This window comes from Tetragenococcus muriaticus DSM 15685 (assembly GCF_000423785.1).
Taxonomy (GTDB): Bacteria; Bacillota; Bacilli; order Lactobacillales; family Enterococcaceae; genus Tetragenococcus; species Tetragenococcus muriaticus.
In genome coordinates this window covers 1-19,241 of sequence record NZ_AUIQ01000042.1, presented here as the reverse complement: position 1 = coordinate 19,241, position 19,241 = coordinate 1, and the positions used below count along the sequence as shown (strand labels likewise).

Annotated in this window: 24 protein-coding genes; 5 read left to right on the top strand and 19 right to left on the bottom strand. The window is 35.9% G+C overall.

The window, feature by feature from the left end; translation table 11 throughout:
* Nucleotides 1–130: 130 nt before the first annotated feature.
* The 9 genes from G577_RS12180 to tsaB all read right to left on the bottom strand — a co-directional run bounded on the left by G577_RS12180 (nucleotide 131) and on the right by tsaB (nucleotide 6,813).
* A complete protein-coding gene (locus G577_RS12180; RefSeq protein ID WP_162141353.1) occupies nucleotides 131–301 on the bottom strand; it encodes a hypothetical protein in 171 nt (56 codons plus the stop codon).
* A gap of 69 nt (nucleotides 302–370) precedes the next feature.
* On the bottom strand, nucleotides 371–928 hold the full coding sequence (frr, locus tag G577_RS0107330) for a ribosome recycling factor (protein ID WP_028790662.1): 558 nt from the start codon (nucleotides 926–928) through the stop codon (nucleotides 371–373).
* A gap of 3 nt (nucleotides 929–931) precedes the next feature.
* Nucleotides 932–1,657, bottom strand: coding sequence for a UMP kinase (pyrH, locus tag G577_RS0107325; RefSeq protein WP_028790661.1), 726 nt, complete (start codon nucleotides 1,655–1,657; stop codon nucleotides 932–934).
* Nucleotides 1,658–1,877: 220 nt separating this feature from the next.
* Nucleotides 1,878–2,759, bottom strand: coding sequence for a translation elongation factor Ts (gene tsf, locus G577_RS0107320; protein ID WP_028790660.1), 882 nt, complete (start codon nucleotides 2,757–2,759; stop codon nucleotides 1,878–1,880).
* 112 nt (nucleotides 2,760–2,871) lie between these two features.
* Complete coding sequence (gene rpsB, locus G577_RS0107315; protein WP_028790659.1) at nucleotides 2,872–3,672, bottom strand: 30S ribosomal protein S2; 801 nt, start codon at nucleotides 3,670–3,672, stop codon at nucleotides 2,872–2,874.
* Between the two features lie 437 nt (nucleotides 3,673–4,109).
* A complete protein-coding gene (gene tsaD, locus G577_RS0107310) occupies nucleotides 4,110–5,117 on the bottom strand; it encodes a tRNA (adenosine(37)-N6)-threonylcarbamoyltransferase complex transferase subunit TsaD (RefSeq protein WP_028790658.1) in 1,008 nt (335 codons plus the stop codon).
* Entirely contained in the window at nucleotides 5,092–5,583 is a 492-nt protein-coding gene (rimI, locus tag G577_RS11230) for a ribosomal protein S18-alanine N-acetyltransferase (RefSeq protein ID WP_231557743.1), read from the bottom strand. The genes tsaD and rimI (G577_RS11230) overlap by 26 nt, the downstream gene beginning before the upstream one ends.
* Nucleotides 5,580–6,128, bottom strand: coding sequence for a ribosomal protein S18-alanine N-acetyltransferase (rimI, locus tag G577_RS0107300; RefSeq protein ID WP_231556802.1), 549 nt, complete (start codon nucleotides 6,126–6,128; stop codon nucleotides 5,580–5,582). The genes rimI (G577_RS11230) and rimI (G577_RS0107300) overlap by 4 nt, the downstream gene beginning before the upstream one ends.
* On the bottom strand, nucleotides 6,097–6,813 hold the full coding sequence (gene tsaB / locus G577_RS0107295; protein ID WP_028790656.1) for a tRNA (adenosine(37)-N6)-threonylcarbamoyltransferase complex dimerization subunit type 1 TsaB: 717 nt from the start codon (nucleotides 6,811–6,813) through the stop codon (nucleotides 6,097–6,099). The genes rimI (G577_RS0107300) and tsaB overlap by 32 nt, the downstream gene beginning before the upstream one ends.
* 321 nt (nucleotides 6,814–7,134) lie before the next feature.
* Here tsaB and G577_RS0107290 point away from each other — a divergent pair, with 321 nt between their 5' ends.
* Genes G577_RS0107290 through G577_RS0107280 form a run of 3 tightly spaced genes read left to right on the top strand, consistent with a single transcriptional unit; the run spans nucleotide 7,135 to nucleotide 10,160 of the window.
* The gene (locus G577_RS0107290; RefSeq protein ID WP_052074200.1) at nucleotides 7,135–8,436 is read left to right on the top strand and encodes an ABC transporter substrate-binding protein; all 1,302 of its coding nucleotides are present in this window, start codon (nucleotides 7,135–7,137) and stop codon (nucleotides 8,434–8,436) included.
* A 30-nt stretch (nucleotides 8,437–8,466) separates the two neighbouring features.
* Nucleotides 8,467–9,336, top strand: a complete 870-nt coding sequence (locus tag G577_RS0107285; RefSeq protein ID WP_028790654.1) for a carbohydrate ABC transporter permease — start codon at nucleotides 8,467–8,469, stop codon at nucleotides 9,334–9,336.
* Nucleotides 9,333–10,160 carry a carbohydrate ABC transporter permease gene (locus G577_RS0107280; RefSeq protein ID WP_028790653.1) on the top strand — a complete coding sequence of 276 codons (828 nt, stop codon included), beginning with the start codon at nucleotides 9,333–9,335 and terminating at the stop codon, nucleotides 10,158–10,160. Before G577_RS0107285 ends, G577_RS0107280 begins: the two co-directional genes overlap by 4 nt.
* 142 nt (nucleotides 10,161–10,302) lie before the next feature.
* On the opposite strand, the gene G577_RS0107275 is transcribed toward G577_RS0107280, so the two are convergent.
* Both G577_RS0107275 and galE read right to left on the bottom strand, forming a co-directional pair.
* Entirely contained in the window at nucleotides 10,303–11,778 is a 1,476-nt protein-coding gene (locus G577_RS0107275; protein ID WP_028790652.1) for a UDP-glucose--hexose-1-phosphate uridylyltransferase, read from the bottom strand.
* Nucleotides 11,771–12,781, bottom strand: coding sequence for a UDP-glucose 4-epimerase GalE (gene galE, locus G577_RS0107270; protein ID WP_028790651.1), 1,011 nt, complete (start codon nucleotides 12,779–12,781; stop codon nucleotides 11,771–11,773). Before galE ends, G577_RS0107275 begins: the two co-directional genes overlap by 8 nt.
* Nucleotides 12,782–12,954: 173 nt before the next feature.
* Here galE and G577_RS11840 point away from each other — a divergent pair, with 173 nt between their 5' ends.
* Nucleotides 12,955–13,122, top strand: coding sequence for a DUF3042 family protein (locus tag G577_RS11840; protein WP_081675743.1), 168 nt, complete (start codon nucleotides 12,955–12,957; stop codon nucleotides 13,120–13,122).
* Nucleotides 13,123–13,214: 92 nt separating this feature from the next.
* Here G577_RS11840 and G577_RS0107260 read toward each other — a convergent pair whose 3' ends face one another.
* Genes G577_RS0107260 through G577_RS0107240 form a run of 5 tightly spaced genes read right to left on the bottom strand, consistent with a single transcriptional unit; the run spans nucleotide 13,215 to nucleotide 16,062 of the window.
* On the bottom strand, nucleotides 13,215–13,616 hold the full coding sequence (locus G577_RS0107260; RefSeq protein ID WP_028790650.1) for a rhodanese-like domain-containing protein: 402 nt from the start codon (nucleotides 13,614–13,616) through the stop codon (nucleotides 13,215–13,217).
* A gap of 6 nt (nucleotides 13,617–13,622) precedes the next feature.
* Nucleotides 13,623–14,573, bottom strand: coding sequence for an ROK family glucokinase (locus tag G577_RS0107255; RefSeq protein WP_038023854.1), 951 nt, complete (start codon nucleotides 14,571–14,573; stop codon nucleotides 13,623–13,625).
* Between the two features lie 18 nt (nucleotides 14,574–14,591).
* Nucleotides 14,592–14,798, bottom strand: coding sequence for a YqgQ family protein (locus G577_RS0107250; protein WP_028790648.1), 207 nt, complete (start codon nucleotides 14,796–14,798; stop codon nucleotides 14,592–14,594).
* Between the two features lie 18 nt (nucleotides 14,799–14,816).
* Nucleotides 14,817–15,503 carry a rhomboid family intramembrane serine protease gene (locus G577_RS0107245; protein WP_028790647.1) on the bottom strand — a complete coding sequence of 229 codons (687 nt, stop codon included), beginning with the start codon at nucleotides 15,501–15,503 and terminating at the stop codon, nucleotides 14,817–14,819.
* Nucleotides 15,496–16,062: a 5-formyltetrahydrofolate cyclo-ligase gene (locus tag G577_RS0107240; RefSeq protein WP_028790646.1), complete on the bottom strand. Its 567-nt coding sequence runs from the start codon at nucleotides 16,060–16,062 to the stop codon at nucleotides 15,496–15,498. Before G577_RS0107240 ends, G577_RS0107245 begins: the two co-directional genes overlap by 8 nt.
* Nucleotides 16,063–16,266: 204 nt before the next feature.
* Here G577_RS0107240 and rpmG point away from each other — a divergent pair, with 204 nt between their 5' ends.
* Nucleotides 16,267–16,416, top strand: a complete 150-nt coding sequence (gene rpmG / locus G577_RS0107235; RefSeq protein WP_028790645.1) for a 50S ribosomal protein L33 — start codon at nucleotides 16,267–16,269, stop codon at nucleotides 16,414–16,416.
* Between the two features lie 130 nt (nucleotides 16,417–16,546).
* On the opposite strand, the gene apf is transcribed toward rpmG, so the two are convergent.
* The 3 genes from apf to G577_RS0107220 form a co-directional block, all read right to left on the bottom strand.
* Nucleotides 16,547–17,146 carry an aggregation-promoting factor gene (gene apf, locus G577_RS0107230; RefSeq protein ID WP_028790644.1) on the bottom strand — a complete coding sequence of 200 codons (600 nt, stop codon included), beginning with the start codon at nucleotides 17,144–17,146 and terminating at the stop codon, nucleotides 16,547–16,549.
* Between the two features lie 360 nt (nucleotides 17,147–17,506).
* The gene (locus tag G577_RS0107225) at nucleotides 17,507–18,271 is read right to left on the bottom strand and encodes a DNA/RNA non-specific endonuclease (RefSeq protein ID WP_028790643.1); all 765 of its coding nucleotides are present in this window, start codon (nucleotides 18,269–18,271) and stop codon (nucleotides 17,507–17,509) included.
* A gap of 201 nt (nucleotides 18,272–18,472) precedes the next feature.
* Complete coding sequence (locus G577_RS0107220) at nucleotides 18,473–18,928, bottom strand: hypothetical protein (RefSeq protein ID WP_028790642.1); 456 nt, start codon at nucleotides 18,926–18,928, stop codon at nucleotides 18,473–18,475.
* Nucleotides 18,929–19,241: the final 313 nt, after the last annotated feature.

The following is a 19,241-nucleotide window of genomic DNA, read 5'->3' as shown; positions in this document are numbered from 1 at the left end:
TATGGCCTCAGCTGACTTCTTACGACAAACCTTTTTCGACCGTTCGTTCACAAACGTCCGTAAGAGCTCCCAGGGTAAGACATTTATCTTTCTCTCCATAACCTCTTGATTTACTGTCTTGGTTTTACGTTTACCTTTTGGACTTCAGCTTGATATGCAGCCTTGTCCACCATTTAGCCTCATCAAGTTCCTGTTCGTAGGCTTGAAAGATTTGCGACACCACTTCCTTCACCCCATCATCACTGATTTCAGCTTGTGGCTCGCTACGCTTGGCGGTAACTACCTGCGACTGGACTTTCACCAGCTAGATAAATGCCATGCCTGGCACACATATAAAAAAACAGAACCATTACAGTTCTGTTTAAAAAATTTACATTTCTAATAGTTCATTTTCTTTGTCAGAAGAAATTTTTTCTATATCTTGGATATTTTTATCTGTTAAATCTTGGATATCTTTTTCAACAGCTTTTAAATCATCTTCTGTGATATCACTATTTTTTTCTTGCTTTTTATATTCATCTAATGCTTCACGACGAGTATTACGAACAGCAACTTTCGCTGTTTCCGCTTCTTTACCAACTTCTTTTGCTAATTCTTTGCGTCGTTCCTCTGTTAGTTGAGGAATCACTAAACGTACGACAGAACCATCATTTGTTGGCGTAATACCGATATCTGAAGCTAAAATAGCTTTTTCAATTTCTGACAAAGTAGATTTATCAAATGGTTTTATCATCAATACTCGCGCTTCAGGAATAGTAATAGAAGCTAATTGATTTAGCGGGGTCGGTACCCCATAGTAAGTAACGTTTACATGATCTAATAAACTTGCATTCGCACGTCCTGCACGAATGTGACCAAGTTGTCTTTGCAGATTTTCCGCGGCTTTTTGCATATCTTCTTTTGCTTGTTGAAAAACTTTATCTGCCATGATTTATTTCCCCTTTACAGTTGTTCCGATGTTTTCCCCCATAACGGCGCGTTGGATATTCCCTGAAGCATTTAAATTAAATACCACCACTGGGATGTCATTATCCATGCTTAAAGAACTTGCGGTCGAATCCATGACTTGTAATCCTTTTGAAATGACCTCTAAGTGCGTTAGCTCTTCAAACTTCACTGCTTGTCCATCTTCTTTAGGATCAGCTGAATAAACCCCGTCAACACCATTTTTAGCCATCAAAATTACATCAGCATTAATTTCAGCGGCCCGTAAAGCAGCTGTAGAATCTGTTGAGAAATAAGGGTTTCCTGTGCCTCCAGCAAAAATAACGACGCGCCCTTTTTCAAGGTGTCGTTCCGCCCGACGACGAATATAGGGTTCTGCCACTTGACGCATTTCAATCGATGTTTGCACTCGTGTAGACACTCCTACATTTTCCAAAGTATCTTGTAACGCCAAAGCGTTCATCACGGTTGCTAGCATTCCCATATAATCGGCTTGTGCTCTCTCCATTCCAACTTGAGCACCAATTTGCCCACGCCAAATATTGCCACCACCAACGACAATAGCTAATTCAACATTCAACTCATACACTTTTTTTAGCTCTTGAGCGATTTTTTGGATCGTTGGCGGATTAATGCCAAAACCATCTTCGCCAGCTAATGCTTCTCCGCTTAGTTTTAGTACCACACGTTGATATTTTGGTTCCATGCTCATGATTCCTCCGTAAATCCTCTATTATTATTGTAGCATATCCAACTTAATTGCGCAGTTGAAAATTCCACTTGCTCGCAATTTTCTATAATTGATTAAACATTAATGAACTTTTCCATTATTTCTTTAAATAATAAAAAATAACTTATTTATGTTAAAACAAAGGGACTCATAAAAAATAGGAGCGCATTTTCATGCGTTCCTATTTTTCAGGAACCAATCATTATTGTTTTGCTTGGTTCATTACTTCATCTGCAAAATTTTCTTCTTGTTTTTCAATTCCTTCGCCTACTTCATAGCGAACAAATCTATTAACTGAAGCATTGTTATCTTCTATATATTTACCAACTGTCATATCAGGGTCTTTTACGTAAGATTGGTCTACTAAACAAATTTCCGCTTTAAATTTATTTAAGCGTCCTTCGACAATTTTTTCAACAATATTTGCAGGTTTGCCTTCGCTTTCTGCTTGTTCTGTCAAAATACCTTTTTCATGTTCTAATTCTTCTTGAGGTATTTGTTCTTCGTTTATATAGCGAGGATTGATAGCAGCTATATGCATTGCTATATTTTTAGCAACTGATTCGTCTGTTGTACCCTCTAACACAGTTAAAACAGCAATACTTCCTCCCATGTGCAAATAAGAACCAAAAGCATCATTGTCTGTTTTTTCAAGCACTTCAAAACGACGGAAACTGATCTTTTCGCCAATTACTTGGGTAGCATCGACCAATGCAGAATCTACGGTTCCATTAGAAGTTTCTAATTTCATTGCTTCATCCATATCTGCTGGTTTATTTTTTGCAACTACTTCAGCAATCTCTTTCACAAGGTTTTGGAATTTATCATTTTTAGAAACAAAATCGGTTTCTGAATTGACTTCTACAATAGCTGCTGTATTCCCTTGAATAGCTACAGAAGACAGGCCTTCTGCTGCTACACGTTCACTTTTTTTAGCTGCTTTAGCTGTTCCCTTTTCACGTAAAGAATCAATTGCTTTTTCCATATCGCCTTCAACTTCAACTAATGCTTTTTTAGCGTCCATCATACCTACGCCTGTTTTGTCGCGTAGTTCTTTAACTAATTTTGCAGAAATATTTGCCATTTAGTAATTCCTCCTGGTGTATTTATTCATCACTCATCATTTTTAAAAAAGCTATTTCAAAGGAGAGTGCAGCTTTTTGCCCAGCCTTTGAAACAGCTCCGCTATTCAATCATTATTCAGCTGATTGATTATTTCCTTCAACTACATCCACCATTTCTTCGATGGAAGGAGTGTCTGCTACCTCTTCGGTATTTTCATCTGCTTCGAAGTCTTCTTCTTCTACTTCATCTTCCCCTTGATTACCTTCAATTAATGCGTCTGCCATTTTTTGTGTAATCAATTTAACGGCACGGATTGCGTCATCATTTGAAGGAATAACTACGTCAATTTCATCAGGGTCACAGTTTGTATCGACCATTGAAACAATTGGAATATCCAATTTTTGAGCTTCTTTAACAGCAATACGTTCTTTCCTAGGGTCTACAATGTAAATAACATCAGGAATTCTAGGCATATCAGCGATACCGCCGATGAATTTTTCTAAACGATCGCGTTCTTTATTTAATCCAACAACTTCATTTTTAGGAAGGACTTCAAATGTGCCGTCTTCTTCCATACGATTAATATCTTTTAGACGAGCAACTCGTTTTTGAATTGTTTCCCAGTTTGTCAATGTTCCGCCTAACCAGCGGTGGTTAACGTAATAATGACCAGCGCGGATTGCTTCTTCTTTAATTGAATCTTGTGCTTGTTTTTTCGTTCCTACGAATAAAGCAACGCCACCTTCTTCAGCAACGCCTCTCATATATTCATAAGCTGCATCTACTAATTTGACTGTTTTTTGCAAGTCAATAATATAGATACCGTTTCTTTCAGTGAAGATGTATTTTCTCATCTTCGGATTCCAGCGGCGTGTTTGGTGACCAAAATGTACGCCGGATTCTAATAATTGTTTCATACTTAATACTGCCATGTTCATTCCTCCGTGTGGTTTTATTTTCCTCTCTTATTCGATCCTCTCATTGAAGAACTGAAATGTTTCAGCACCACTTCGCAGATTACGAAAAGATGTGGATTTGGGTCCTTTCCAGACACCTTGAGTAGTATACAATATTTTTTCACTTTTTTCAACTGTTATGTTTATAGTGAACAATTGAGCAACAAAATAAATCGTAAAACTAGAGCTCGTTTTTAAAAGTAGCTCTAGAAAGAAAGAAAACTAGAGTCAGATTGGCAAAGTAGCTCTAGATTATAACAAAACTAGCGTAAGTTTCTCAAAGTAGCTCTAGAAAACGAAGAAACTAGAGTGTAAATAAGATAGTAACTCTAGAAAATACCAATCTAGGGTAAGTTTTTCAAAACAACTCTAGATTATAGTAGTTGCACCGTTTCTTAAATGCAATTTAAACTTTAAAAACTCAAACTTGGACAAGCATTAAGATCTAAGCTAGCTAACTTATTTTGAGCAAACTCGACATGGCCTGCTGCTGCAATCATCGCAGCATTATCTCCACAAAGACGCAAAGAAGGAATAATCAGATTCGTTTCTGATAATTGTTCTTCTACTTTTTGCTGCATCGTTTCTCGTAAACCTTGATTTGCAGCTACACCGCCAGCAACAACCAACTGTTTAACTGGATAGTTCTTAGCAGCACGTATTGTTTTAGTAACTAAGACTTCTACCACGCTAGCTTGAAAGCTAGCCGCTAAATCTTCTTGTGACAGGGTTTCGCCTCGTTGTTTTGCATTATGGTCAAGATTAATAAATGCGCTTTTTAGACCGCTAAAACTAAAGTCAAGATTATCTTCGTGAAGCATAGCTCGAGGAAATTGATACCGATCCTTTCCTAAGTGAGCCAAACGATCAATTTCTTTTCCTCCCGGGTAGCTTAATCCCATCACGCGGCCTACTTTATCGTATGCTTCTCCTGCAGCGTCATCCCGTGTTTCGCCGATCACTTCATAAGATGCATCTTCTTTCATGTAAACCAATTCAGTATGTCCTCCACTGACCACTAAAGCTAATAAAGGAAATTGCAAGTCTTGCTCAAAACAAGCAGCATAAATGTGTCCTGCCATATGATTCACTGGTATTAACGGCAATTGGTTTGCCCAAGCAAAAGCTTTAGCAGCTTGTACTCCAATTAATAAAGCCCCCACTAAACCAGGGCCATAAGTAACAGCAACAGCTGTCAAATCTTCTTTTTGGACTTCCGCTACTTGTAAAGCTTCTTCAATACAATATGTAATTTGTTCCACGTGATGGCGACTTGCCACTTCCGGAACCACGCCGCCAAAACGTCGATGGCTTTTGATCTGCGATGCCACAATATTACTTAAAATCGTCTTTCCATCTTTCACAACTGCGACGCTTGTCTCGTCACAACTGCTTTCAATCCCTAATATCAATTCGCTCATTCTTTTGTTCTGGCCTCACTTTTTTTATCATTACTAATGCATCTTCACATGGCTTTATATAATAATTTTTCCGAGAAGAAACTATTTCAAAACCATTTTTTAAATATAATTCTTGAGCCGCCTTATTGGATAGGCGGACTTCTAAAATAATTTGTTCTACCTGCTCCGCTAAAGCCAATTGATTTAAACGATTAAGCAAAAAATTTCCGTAGCCTTTTCTTTTCGCTTGTGGAGAAATAGCAAAATTAAAAATTTCCATTTCATCTAAAAACTGGTGATAGCAAAGATAAGCCACGACCTTTTCTTCTTCAAGGATTAAATAACCACTTTGTTCACTGCCAATATCTATTTTGAACTGTTCTTTGGACCAAGGCGAACCAAATGTATAACTTTCATTAGACAAAGTAAATAAAAAATTCGCTAGTTTCTCACTGGTAAAAAAGCACTCATTGACTAAACGCATCATTCTACCCTCTTTACCATATAAAGGGCGTCTTCATTACCCTTTCTATAGTAATTCGCCAAGCGTTTTTTTGCCTCGTACCCGGACTTTCTGTACAACCTTTTCGCATCAATATTGCTGATACGTACCTCTAAAGAAAGCGTCTGACAATGCTGACGATATGCAAAAGCTTCTATTTCCTGCAACAAAAAAGAGGCAATACCTAATCTTTGAAAATCAGGATGCACAGCTATATGTGTAATATGTGTATCACCAAAAAAAACACGCCCACCAATGAAAGCTACGATTTTATTTTGGTATAAGACACATAAATATAAATGACTGTAACTCGAATGCAATTCTGTTAAAAAAGCGCTACGCGGCCAAGGAGTTTCTCCAGTATAAACTTCCCGCTCTAATTTTAATAGATCTTTTATATCCTCTGAGGTTATTTCACGTACAACATACTTTTTTTCCGCAATTTCTTGCTCATGACTCATATAGCGCTCTTTGTGATGAAAAGCAGAAAATGCAGATCTAAATCTTTTCAACATAATCTTTCGCTCCATTTTGATGGGTTTGTAACCATTTTTCTTCAGCTTCTACTCGTTTCAAATAGTTCGGTAAAAATTGATGAATATTTGCTACAGGCTCTTCTTTCTGAGCTAACTGACTAAGAACTACGCCACTAGGATAATTCCACTCAACTATTGAATTTATTTTTGCTAAAGGTAACGTCTCTTCAATCATTGCTTGAAACTTTTGGACATCTGCTCCAACAAAGTAACACGAATGACCCTTTAAATAATTCGATAGTTCCTCGAATGAAAGATGCTGGTCCGCTAACACATTAACTAATTCATGATTGCGCCATTGATAAACACCAGCATAGACATTGTTCCGGCGAGCGTCAAAAAACGGAACAATCCAATCCTTTTCATTAATACAATTAGCCGCAATAACTTTTAAACTAGAAACGCCTACTAACTCAGCTGATAATGTATCGGCTAAGGTTTTAGCCGTCGTTACACCAATGCGCAAACCTGTGTAAGAACCTGGTCCTTGGGCTACAGCAATCCGGTCCAAATGATCAGGCAATAGACCAACATTATTCATCAAGGTATCGATGGCTGGCATTAACGTTTTACTATGTGTTTTACTTATCATTGTTTGCATCTGTCCTAAGATCAATTGATCTTGTGTAATAGCGACAGCCATTGTTTGGTTCGAGGTGTCTATTGCAAGTACGTTCATTCACTTTCCCCTTCTTTTGAAATCTTTCCATATTTTATCACGAATTAGTAAAAGAAACTAGGATACTTGTTTTAACAAGATTTGGATCACTATAATATTCAACCTTTGAATAATCACTCTGTTAGAAAAAACAACATCTTTAAAATTCATTATAATAGCTTTTTCCAAACTTATATGTTATTTTATTTTGTAAGTTAAACGCATTCATTGCTATCAAATGCGATTTTAGGGTAATATAAAACTATAGAATATATTATTTTTCTTATCAAAGTTTCAAAGTGGCCTACCTCCAGCGAAAAATTAAGAATAGAGAGGATGAGAATGAAAATGAAACCAATACCAAAAGTCCTATTTAGCGTTTTTCTCGGTGTGACTTTTCTTTTTTTAAGTGGTTTTAGCTTTTTTAATAACTCAAATGATCAGCAAAAGATCGAAATCGAATTTTTTAATCAAAAATCCGAAATTGCTCAAGGATTACGTAACGTTGGCGAAGCTTTTGAAAAAGAAAACCCTGATGTTGACGTTACTATTACTACTGTTACCTCTAGAGATGGTGGCGCCGCCCTATTGTCCAAATTTACTTCCGGCAATGCTCCCACAATGATGATGCTAGGTGGTTTACCAGACATTGATTTTTATAAAGACTACTTACTTGAAATGGACAACCAAAACCTTACTAGGGAAATGTTACCCCAACTATTAGGCGCTGGTACATTAAATGATCACATACTAGCATTGCCTATGGGAATTGAAGGCTTCGGCTTTATGTATAATCGTGAAATTTTTGCGCAAGCTGGTATCGAGGCTAATGAAATTCAAAGCTTCGCTGACTTTAAACAAGCTGTCGAAATTCTAGACAATAAAAAGGAAGAACTAGGCATTACTGAAGTATTTGCTTATGAGGGAGAAGATGAAAATATCGCTAATCATTTTTTCGCCAATTTTGTAGCTTCTGAATTTGACGATGATAATAATACAGCCTTTAACGCTACAGAACTAACTTGGGAAAATGGCGAGCGAATGAAAGATTACACGGACTTAATCAACCAACATACCGTACAACCTGTGGTTACTATGACGCATACTCATTCGGTAGAAGACTTATTTTTCAATGATAACGTAGCTATGATCCATCAAGGAAATTGGATTGTTCCAGCTCTCAATGATATGGATCCTTCCTTTGTACAAGAAAAGTTAGGGATCTTACCTGTTTTTGCTGACGATGATTTACCAGGAAGAAATGTAGCTGGTTCAAATTGGGTTATCGGTGTAAATAAAACAAAAGATGAGCCAGAAGTCCAAGCAGCGATCGACTTTCTAGAATTTTTATATACAAGTGAAGAAGGAAAGAAAATTATTGCAGACGAATTTCAATTAGTTCCCCCTACAAAAGACGTGGATATAAATGAAATTTCTGCGCCTGTTTCCCGTCAACTATATCAAGAAGTTTTAGACGATCAAGCTGCACCTATGACTTATAAGCAAGAACCCTACGGATTTTTACGAGCTTCTTTAGCTCCTAATTTTCAAAAATATTTAGCAGGACAACTTAGCTGGAAAGAATTCACTAAACGGACTTCAGCAGATTTTGAACAAATGAGAAAAGTACAAACTGTCGATTAATCTATGACTCTTTTGCAGGAGATGATTTTTATGAACCATTACAAAAACATGAAAAAAACCTATTGGCTTTTTTTAGCCCCTGTTTTAGTTAGTTTACTGCTCGTCATTGTTCTACCATTTATTTATGGAATTTACACTTCATTTACCAATTCTAATGGGTTAACAATGTCTTTTATCGGTTTAACAAATTACAAAGAACTGTTTAGCGATCAACGTTTTCTAGAAAGCATAAGCGTTACCTTCTGGTTTTCGATTATTTCCGTTCTTTTAGTGAATATTATTGGCTTAGCTTTAGGGTTGCTTGTTACTAGTATTAAAGGAAAATTTGCTACTTTTTTACGAACAACCTTTTTTATCCCTAACCTAATAGGTGGCGTTATTTTAGGTTTTATTTGGCAATTTATTTTTATACAAGCCTTTTCTGCTATTGGAAGCGCTACAGGCATCCCCTTTTTTGATAATTGGCTAGCCACCAGTGTTTCAGGTTTTTGGGCTTTAGTCATTGTTTTTGTTTGGCAAATGAGTGGCTATGTCATGCTGATTTATATTTCGTTTTTAACTTCGATTAGCTCATCCGTTATTGATTCGGCTAAGATGGACGGCGTAAATGCTTGGCAGATGTTTTGGTACATCCAATTTCCTACCGTCGCCCCGGCCTTTACTATCAGTTTGTTTCTCACATTAACAAACGCTTTTCGTCTTTATGATTTGAACTTAACCTTAACAAACGGCGGACCGTTTGGTTCTACAGAAACGTTAGCAATGAACATTTATAACACGGCCTTTCAAGAATATAGCCAAGGTTATGCCCAAACAAAGGGCGTCTTATTTTTTATCATTGTAACTATTGTGACAGTCTTTCAATTGTACTTATCTAGAAAGCGGGAGATGGACGTATGAAAAAACAATTGGATTTCAACAAATGGCTCATCATTTTCCTAGCTACTGTATTATCGCTTAGCTGGCTGTATCCTTTCTTTTTAATTTTTATTAATTCATTTAAAACACGTACTGAAATCTTATCTAATGTGATCGGAATTCCAAAAGAAATCACATTAGCAAATTATCCCAATTCTTTTACAGCGATGAATTACCTCTCTGGTTTTGGCAATTCACTTATTATTACTGTAGCTAGCGTAGGACTTACTGTATTATTTAGTGCGATGGCTGCTTATGTATTACACCGTCGTAATACAAAACTAAGTACCTTTATTTATTACTTTTGTGGTGTAACCATGTTAATCCCTTTCCAGGCAATCATGATCCCTCTAATCAATGTCTTTGGGCAACTAAATTTATTAAATCGTACAGGATTAACAATTATGAATATCGGCTTTTCTGTTAGTTTATCCGTTTATCTTTATTATGGAGCTATGCGTAGCATTTCAACAGATTTAGATGATGCAGCAAATATTGACGGTGCCAGTCGTATGGCTATTTTCTTTCGTATCATTTTACCTATTTTAAAGCCAACGACCGTAACCGTTATCATTTTAAATGGTATGAAAATTTGGAATGATTACTTGCTTCCTTCATTAGTTGTTAACCAAGAAGGAATGCGCACGCTGCCCTTAGAATTATATTCTTTCTTTGGCGAATTCACCACTCAATGGGAGCTTGCATTAACTGGTTTGATCTTAGCCATTATCCCGATTATCCTTCTTTTTATTTCCTTACAAAAGTATTTTATTGCAGGGCTAAGTGAAGGATCTTTGAAAATGTAATGAAAAGTAATATTGCAATATAAGTTTATTGCATATAAAACACCTAAACGATAAAGAAATTGTCATAAATATGCTTCAATTAACTAGCAAACTTCTTCAAGTATCGTTTAGGTGTTTTATTTCACTTATATCACAATGTTACCTAACTAAAGTTACAAGCAGCAACAAATTGTTCAAATCCAGTTTGCCCTTTTTCATCTTGCTTAAAGACACTCGCGTCTTCTAAAGCTTGAATAAATGCTTGACCGACTTCTTTTTGCAAAACTTCTTCTGCGTTTTCTTTTGTTACGTTATGATTAGCTTTTATTTGATCAGCCCAGTCCTTGTGTTCAAAAACCATATCATTTTCTTCATCCAAAAGGTAATGCATTACTTCTTGTAAATCATTTGCTAAATGACCTGGCAATATCGCTAAACCTTGAGCCTCAGTTAAGCCTATATTTTCTTTTTTAAGATGTTGCACCTCTTTATGAGGATGGAAAATCCCTTCTGGATATTTCTCCGAAGTATTATTATCTTGCAGAACTATATCTAATTCAAATCCCGTTGACGTTTTTCTAGCAATTGGAGTAACCGTATGATGGGGAGTTCCATCTGCTGAATAAGCAAAAATACTTAAATCCTCATTCGAATATTCCTTCCACTTATTCATAATCCTATAAGCTGCTTGTGCAATTTCATCCTTATTTTCACTTTGTAAACGAAGAACAGATAATGGCCATTGTAAGATTCCAACAGTAACATTAGGAAAATCGGTAAAAGAAAAGCACTGTTTCATATTCGCGTTTTCTATAGCAAAATGTTGGCGTCCCCCTTGATAATGATCGTGAGCGAGGTAAGCGCCGTTATCATTCCCTAAATCAGCACTAGAACCAATAAAATAATGAGGTAGGACTTCTACAATTCTTAATAAACGTTCAAATGTTCGCTTTGTAATTTCTAAAGGACGATGTTGCTCTGAAGCGATAATACAATGTTCATTGTAATAACCTTCTGGTAGATAATGAAATCCCCAAGATTCACCATCTAAATTCATACGGATAATTCGTTGATTGGTTCGTGCCGGAAAGTTACTCCTGCCTTTATACCCTTCAGTTTCCATACATAACTGACACTTAGGAATACTATCAGAAAGAGCTTCTTCATGAAAAACTGATGCGTTATCTTTTGTCGCGTTAAGTGAAATACCTAATTCTCCATATGCTGTTTCAACTGAAAAATCAATATTTTCAGCGATATTTCGTGTTTTAACTGAATCATTTTTTTTACATAGTTGATAAAAGTAATCAGTAGCACTCTGCGGATCTTTTGAATAAAACTGTGCAAAAAACGCATTTACCACAGAAGGTGGCGGTGTTAAAAAATCCATTAATTGTGCAGCAAAAACCTCTTGCTCTGAATTTGAAGAACCTATCATCTGATTCGTTTTCGCTGCTTCTAACAATTCATCCTTTAGTTGTAAAGAGGTTTTGGGTGACTTTCGAATTTCAGTTGGTTCCAATTTTGTCTTACCAATCATACCCAAGACGCGATTTTGTAAGTATACACGATCCATTTCCATCCAACCACCAGAAGCAATAGCTAATGTTGCAAAATCAGTAATTGTTTGACTAAGCATCTTTTACATCTCCTTTTTCTTGGTAACCGTGCGGATTGTTTATTTGCCACTTCCATGCTGTTTCAATAATTTCTTTTATATTCGTATATTGAGGTTGCCAACCTAAAATTGTTTTGGCCTTATCACTAGCAGCAACTAAAGTCGCAGGATCTCCTGCACGCCTTGGCGCTACTTGAGCTGGAATTTCTTTATTTGTCACTTGTCTGGCTGCTTCTAACATCTGTTTAACAGAATAACCCGAATTGCTACCTAAATTGAAAACATCACTATTATTCCCCGCTTTTAAGTATTCTAAAGCTAAAATATGCGCCGCAATCAAATCTTCTACATGTACATAATCTCGAACACAAGTACCATCTTCCGTGTTATAATCATCGCCAAAAATAGCTAATTGCTCCCTTTGTCCAAGCGCTACCTGTAAAATAATAGGAACCAAATGAGTTTCAGGATGATGGTCTTCACCAATCGACGCATCTGCCTTAGCACCCGCTACATTGAAATAACGTAACGCGACAAATTTTATCCCATAGGCTTCATCACACCAACGCATCATTTTTTCCATCATCAGTTTACTTTCCCCATAAGGATTTTTGGGATTTGTGGGTGTTTTTTCAGTAATAGGATATTCTTCAGGTTCGCCATATGTCGCTGCTGTTGAAGAAAAGACAATATGTTTTACTCCAAATTCTTGCATCACTTCTAGTATAATTTCAGTGCCTGAAACATTATTATTGAAATATTTTAATGGCTTTTCAACAGATTCGCCCACTAATGAACTGGCAGCGAAGTGGATAACTCCTTCGATACTTTCTTTAGCAAAGATGGAACGTACAAATTCTTGATCTCGAATGTCTCCTTTATAAAAGGTTGCTTCTGAATGAAGCGCTGCTTGATGGCCCGTTAACAAATTATCAATTACAGCTACCTCATATCCTTTTCGAATTAATTGCTCTACAGCGTGCGAGCCAATATAGCCAGCACCGCCTAATACTAAAACTGTCATGTTGTTCTTTCTCCTTAAGTTTATTTCTAATACTTTTAAACATTATATATATACTATAAAATATCTAATAAACTTTCTCAAAAAGTTTATTGTACAAATCTAGGTATATTACTTTTCAAATCTGTCCACTTCGTTCATAATGAAAGAAAGATGAATAAATGAGGTGAATATGAATGAAAAAATTTACTTTTGGTTTTATTGTTGGCTCTTTAGCAACAACCGCCGCTACTGCTTGCTTGGTAAAAACGGTTAAAAAGCAAGTGATCGAACCAATCGAAGAAAAAGAAGCGATGATCGAAGCAAATCGCAAAAAAGCTCGTCGCAAAAGCTTTGCTAGATAAATAAAAAAACAAGACCTAATTGTATGAGCCCGCCCAAAGTTAGTCTTTAAACGAACTTTTTAAGCGGTCACTACAGATAGGGTCTTGTTTTTTTATACTGTTTTTTTAGATTTTTTCTTCCCTTGCCAGCCATTAAAGCCTTCTTTTAAAATATAAATATCCGTATACCCGTTTTTGCGTAACTTATTTGCTGCACGCACGCTTAATGATTTTCCTGTATCATATAAGTATACAGGCAAGTCCTTTCGAATAGATGCCATTGAGTTATTTAATAAAGTATAAGGAATATTTCTTGCCCCTAGAATATGGCTACCGTCAAACTCTTTTTTCTCGCGAACATCAATCACTTGCGCTTTCCTCATCCCTTGGCGGAATGTTTCTTGGTCAATAATCGTGGCCGATCTTCTTCCTTGAATATAAAAATATAACCAATTAACCCCTATAGCGATTAAAATAGCTGCTAAAATAAGTGTCAAAGTTTGCAAAAAATTCATGATTTGTCACCTTTCTAATTTCAATGCTAGTGAAGCTGCGCCAATAATTCCTGCATCGTTTCCTAGTTGCGCTAATTTTATTTGTGTACTTTCGGTTACTTGAGGGAAAGTAAATTGTTTAAAATAATTTGACACCTTGCTACGAAGTAACTCTCCAGCGGCCGAAACACCTCCACCTAATATTAATGCCGACGGATTCAAAAGGTTCCCAATATTCCCACAGGCTAGTCCTAAATAAAAACAAATATGGTCCACTACCATTAAGGCAAATGGATCCTCTGCTTCAGCAAGTTCAAAAATATCTTTACTGGTCAATTCCTCTCCGTCATCTAAACGTTGTTTTAACGTCGAAGGCCCCGCATACTCTTCTGAAAGCTGACGAGCTACTCGAACAATTCCTGTAGCACTAGCAACTGTTTCTAAGCATCCTTTTTTTCCACAAGTACATTCAAAACCATTAGGGTCTACCGTAATATGCCCAATTTCACCAGCACACCCAGCAGCTCCGTGTAAAAGTTCATTTTCCATTACAATACCACCGCCAACGCCTGTTCCTAGTGTGATAAATACCACATCAGACGCATTATCCCCAGCACCTTGCCAACGTTCACCTAAAGCTGCGACATTAGCATCATTATCCAGTGTAAATGTAATACCTGTTCCTTTTTCAATTTGCTCTTTTACCGGTTGGGTTGTTTTCCAGTTTAAATTATAAGCACCAACGACAGTTCCCTTGTTTCGATCAACACTTCCAGGAGTTCCCATGCCGATACCAAGAAAGTCTTCTGCGCTCATATTATATAAATGCAAATGACGATTAATGGACTCTACAATATCTGGAACAATGTGCGCGCCCTCATCTAATATGTTGGTTTGTATACTCCATTTTTGTTGAATTTCACCATCTTTTGTTAGAATAGCAAACTTTACGGTTGTACCACCTAGATCAATCCCCATAATTTTTTTATCAGTCACTTATTGATCCTCCCTACTTTCTTCAATACGATGTTCTCTTACTAAAATGTTTTTAGCGTTTAAATAGGTCTCTTGATCGATTAACCGAGCTTCAAAGAGTTTTTTTAATTCAATACTCATGAGTTCGATATCGTAGATCCGTTTTCCCACATAAACAATAATACCAAAACGTTTTAATAGTTGCTGTACATCATAAAGACTTTCCATATATACACTTCCTAAATATTATACTAGTAATTGATATTTTTTAAAACCATATATCAAGCAAATGACCACCAAAAATGCAAAACCAATGCCAGAAATAATACGGATATGAATCGAATAATCGCGTAAACGTTGTGGTAGTCCAAACACATTCCCTAAAAGAAGACCTCCAAGTAAACCACCAATATGCCCCCAAATATCTACAGAACTATCAATTAAGTTAAAAAGCAAACTGACTCCAATAAATAAAGTGAATTGTCGTACTAACACTTGAATGGCGTAATTATTTTTATAATGTATACCTAAGACCACAAAAGCACCAAATAAACCAAATAATGCTGTACTAGAGCCAGCAGATTGTACACCGGCTTCATTTAGTGCAAAACTTAGTAAGTTGCCGGAAATACCGCTTAAAAGATAAATAAAGAAGTAACGTAAATGCCCGTACATTGCTTCTAAACGAGCTCCCATAAAATATAATACAACAGAATTTACTGCAAAATGCATTAACCCAAAATGAATAAATATAGGCGTAATAAACCGCCAATATTGAGAATAATACACTACAAAAGGACCAAACATGGCCCCTTGAGACTCAATCATACCTGGAAAAAAGTAAGCAACGATAAAAACCAGCGTTTGTAAACCTAAAAATAAATAAGTAACAATCGGCTGATTAAGCCAACGACGAAGACGTACATTACCCATAAACAAAGCTCCTTTCAAGAGTATCTGTATAGATTCGCGAAACAGGCTGATCAAAACTTTCTGGTTGCCAATCGTTATTCAATTGTTCGGCAAAGGCTAAACCACAAGTTTTTCCCTCAAAATCCGCCAAAAAACGATCATAATATCCTTTGCCAAAACCAATGCGATACCCCTTCTTAGAAAAAATCAACCCCGGCACTAACATCAAATCGATATTTTCTTTATTTATAAGGCTATCATTATGAGGCTCTTCAATGCCAAAATTAGAAAATTGATACGTTGTATATTCATCCACTTCAAAAAATTCTAGTTGACGATTCGACAAAGTTTTAGGTATCGTAACTCTTTTTCCTTGTTGTAACGCTTTGTCCATAATGGGTTGTGTATTAAATTCAAAAGATTGGGAACGTACCATAGCAATTGTTTTAGCTTCTTTCCATAATTGCGAATGAAAAAGCAAAGCAGTAATTTGTTTTTCTTTTTCTTGTTTTTTATCTAAATGATTGGCTAGATATTTCAATCGTTCCAATCCCCTTTGGCGTAATAGCTCTTTATCCATTGTTTACACTCCAGTTAAAAATTTTCTATTTATTCAAAACAACATAATTCTATTCTATCATTTTCGAATCGAATCATATATGAAAAATTTGTGTCAAGCAAACTTACTTAACATTTTTGTACAAAAATCTAGAATTTTATCTATAAACATGATATGATAATTAAGGCCAAAAATTGGCATAACGAATTATAGGAGGGAAAATCTATGCGAGTTAACATTACTTTAGAATGCACTTCTTGCAAAGAACGTAATTATTTAACAAGTAAAAATCGACGTAACAATCCAGATCGTTTGGAAAAAAGAAAATATTGTCCACGTGAAAGAAAAGTTACGTTACATCGTGAAACGAAATAATAAAAGTATCCACCTACTAAACAGCTAATTTATTGCTTGTTTGGTAGGTTTTTTACTTATTAATACTTTTTTGCAAAATAAAAAGCCCTATCCGAAGATAGAGCCATTTATTACCCGTTAGTTTTATGAATTAGTACCAACCATTTGATAGCCAGAAAGTTTTCGCTCCAGCCCAAGAACCATAACGATCATTAACATATTGATCAGCTACTCTTTCTTGGTTAGCTTGAGAGTGGTCTCCATTTAAGTAAGAAGCATCTAATTGATAACGACCAATATAACGACCATTGGTTGCAGAATAAGAACCGCTAGATTCTCTTTGTGCAATCCATTCTTTAGCAGAAGAGGAATCTCCTGAATAAGATTGGTTAGAATTTGACTCTTGTTCTTCAGCAGCCGGTTGTTGAACTTGTTGTTGTTGAACCCGTTGTTGAGCTGGTTGTTCTGTCTTTTCTTCTTGTTGTACTGGTGCTTTTTTACTATTAGAATCATCAGTAGGAATAGTCAATTGAGTTCCAGCAAAGATGATGTTTGCATTTTCGATATTGTTGTCTTCTGCAATTTGATTAATTAAACTATTATCGCCTGCAAATTTGTTTGAAATTTTTGACAATGAATCGTTTGATTGAACAGTATAAACTTCATCTGCATTCGCATTGCTTGTACCAACCGCTAAAGTTGCTCCTGCCATTAATACTGTACTAAATAACAAAGTTTTACTCATTTTCATTTTTTATAATCCTCCAAAATCTTTCTATATGATGTGTTGTAATTTACAATTGATAATGTACCATTGTTTCGTATTTCATGTGTAAAAAAAAAGTAACAATTCATTACAATTTAGTAAAAAAAGATGACAAAATTTATACTTTCAAAAATAGCTTTGTTATTTAAAAAAGAAGGAAGCAAAAGATGCGAAATAACTATTACTGTTATATCAACATTTATAATGAACTTTTTTTAACAAACAATTGTTTGTTATCAATTTATATTTTATATTATTTGTAATATATCAATCAAAAAATAAAAAACTGAGATAAAAATTTTCTCCCCATATCCATGGAAAATTTTTATCTCAGTTTCTAAAACATTATGAGGTTTTCTTTGAGGCGCCCGTTTCGTAATTAATTTGATAACCTTCTTGCACGTTATATATATAAATATTAAATTCTAGCTGATCGTCTTCAACGCTTTGAGCTTCCATCTCAACACCCCTAGGCACCAATTCATCCTCTTTAAATAAAGGCGTCACCCGGTAACGAACATGATGATCAGATTCTTCTAAGTAAGTAGCTACTTCTTCTTCATATTCTCTCATAGGGCCCTGATTCATCTGTTGGGTTCCTGTAAACAAATTTTTCCAATTGTCATTTTCTCCTGTTAGTTGAAAACCAATCAAATGAGAACGATTATATAACCACTGACCTTCTGTAGTTTTCTTTTGTTTCCAACCCGATGGATAAACCTGCGCAATGTCTCCACGCTCTTTTTCTGGCATCATCTTTTTATGTAACATTGCATTTGCTTGCCCGACACGATTCATAGTATCCAAATCAGAAAAAGCCTGCCATGTACCATCATTTAATGACAATTCTTCTCCACTAAAAAAAGGATGGTTGTCATTTAAAGTGACAACTTCCTCTTCTCCATTATATTCTGGAAGTGAATCTAATTGTGGATAATCGGATAAAGTATTTGTGTTTTCAAATGCCTCGACAATAGAACTAAAATCACTTAAATCAATACGTGATAAATCAACATTTCCAGCCGTAGCTGTAAATACAATAAGAAATAGTAAAGAAGCAAATAGCGTTTTAACTGTTTTTGGTCTTGTCTTTTTTCTTTTATTGGCCATTATTGTTCTCTTTTTCTAAATTTTTTAACAAAGAAACGGCCCTATGACATAAGTAAAATCAAGTTAAAACAGCCGAACGATATTGGAGGAAATTTGTTACTCGTTATGGATTTGCGACGAGTAACCGCAGGAGCAACCTCTCTATAGTTCGGCTATTCTACTATCAAAAGAACTTATGTCACAGGCCCTAAATAGATGTTATTAAGCTAAATAATCACTATAAATATCATCCACCGTATTATTAGGGTCAATCACAATATAAAGATTTTGCGTTGATTCGCTGACTTTTGTTGTTTGGTTAACATTGTCTAGTCCTTCTTCATCTTTATCTTTATACGGGAAATATACCGTATCTGGCTCTCCATTTTGATAAAGAATTTGCATATATTCAATATCTTGATACTTCAATGCTCTAGAAAACATCCCCATTTCAAGACCGCCTAAGTTAATGTCAGAAGTTGCAACATGGTCGCCTTCTTGATAAACTTCCATCTTAAAAGCTGCGCATGGATGAATTTCTACAAAATCACTCCCATTAATTCTACCGTAGCTTGTAGTTACTTGTTTAATCCACAAGTCTCCGATATGCCGACGATCGATCGTCCAAGTTTCGCCATTACGAAAAAACAGTTTTAAAGCTTTCATTTGCCTTGCCATGATAGATCCTCCTCGTAAAATATATTTATAAGCATCATCTCTGATGCAAACATTCTGGTTCTTTGAAAATAAAATAAATAACATTAATCAATAAAAGCTTTAAGCAACACAATGTTTCCCTTTTGTTAAAGCGAGCTTTGCTCGCCAAGGCAAGGAGCGGAGCTCCGCGCAGCTCGTGATTCTTGAACGAGCGGAGGGCGTTTGGGATCTTGTTTCGATATTGTGTGGTTCCTGAGATATAATAGTCAGTGGAAAGGATCCACATGGGATTGTGCTATTTCCTCCTGTAGTTCTGTCTACGCGTTTAAGCATG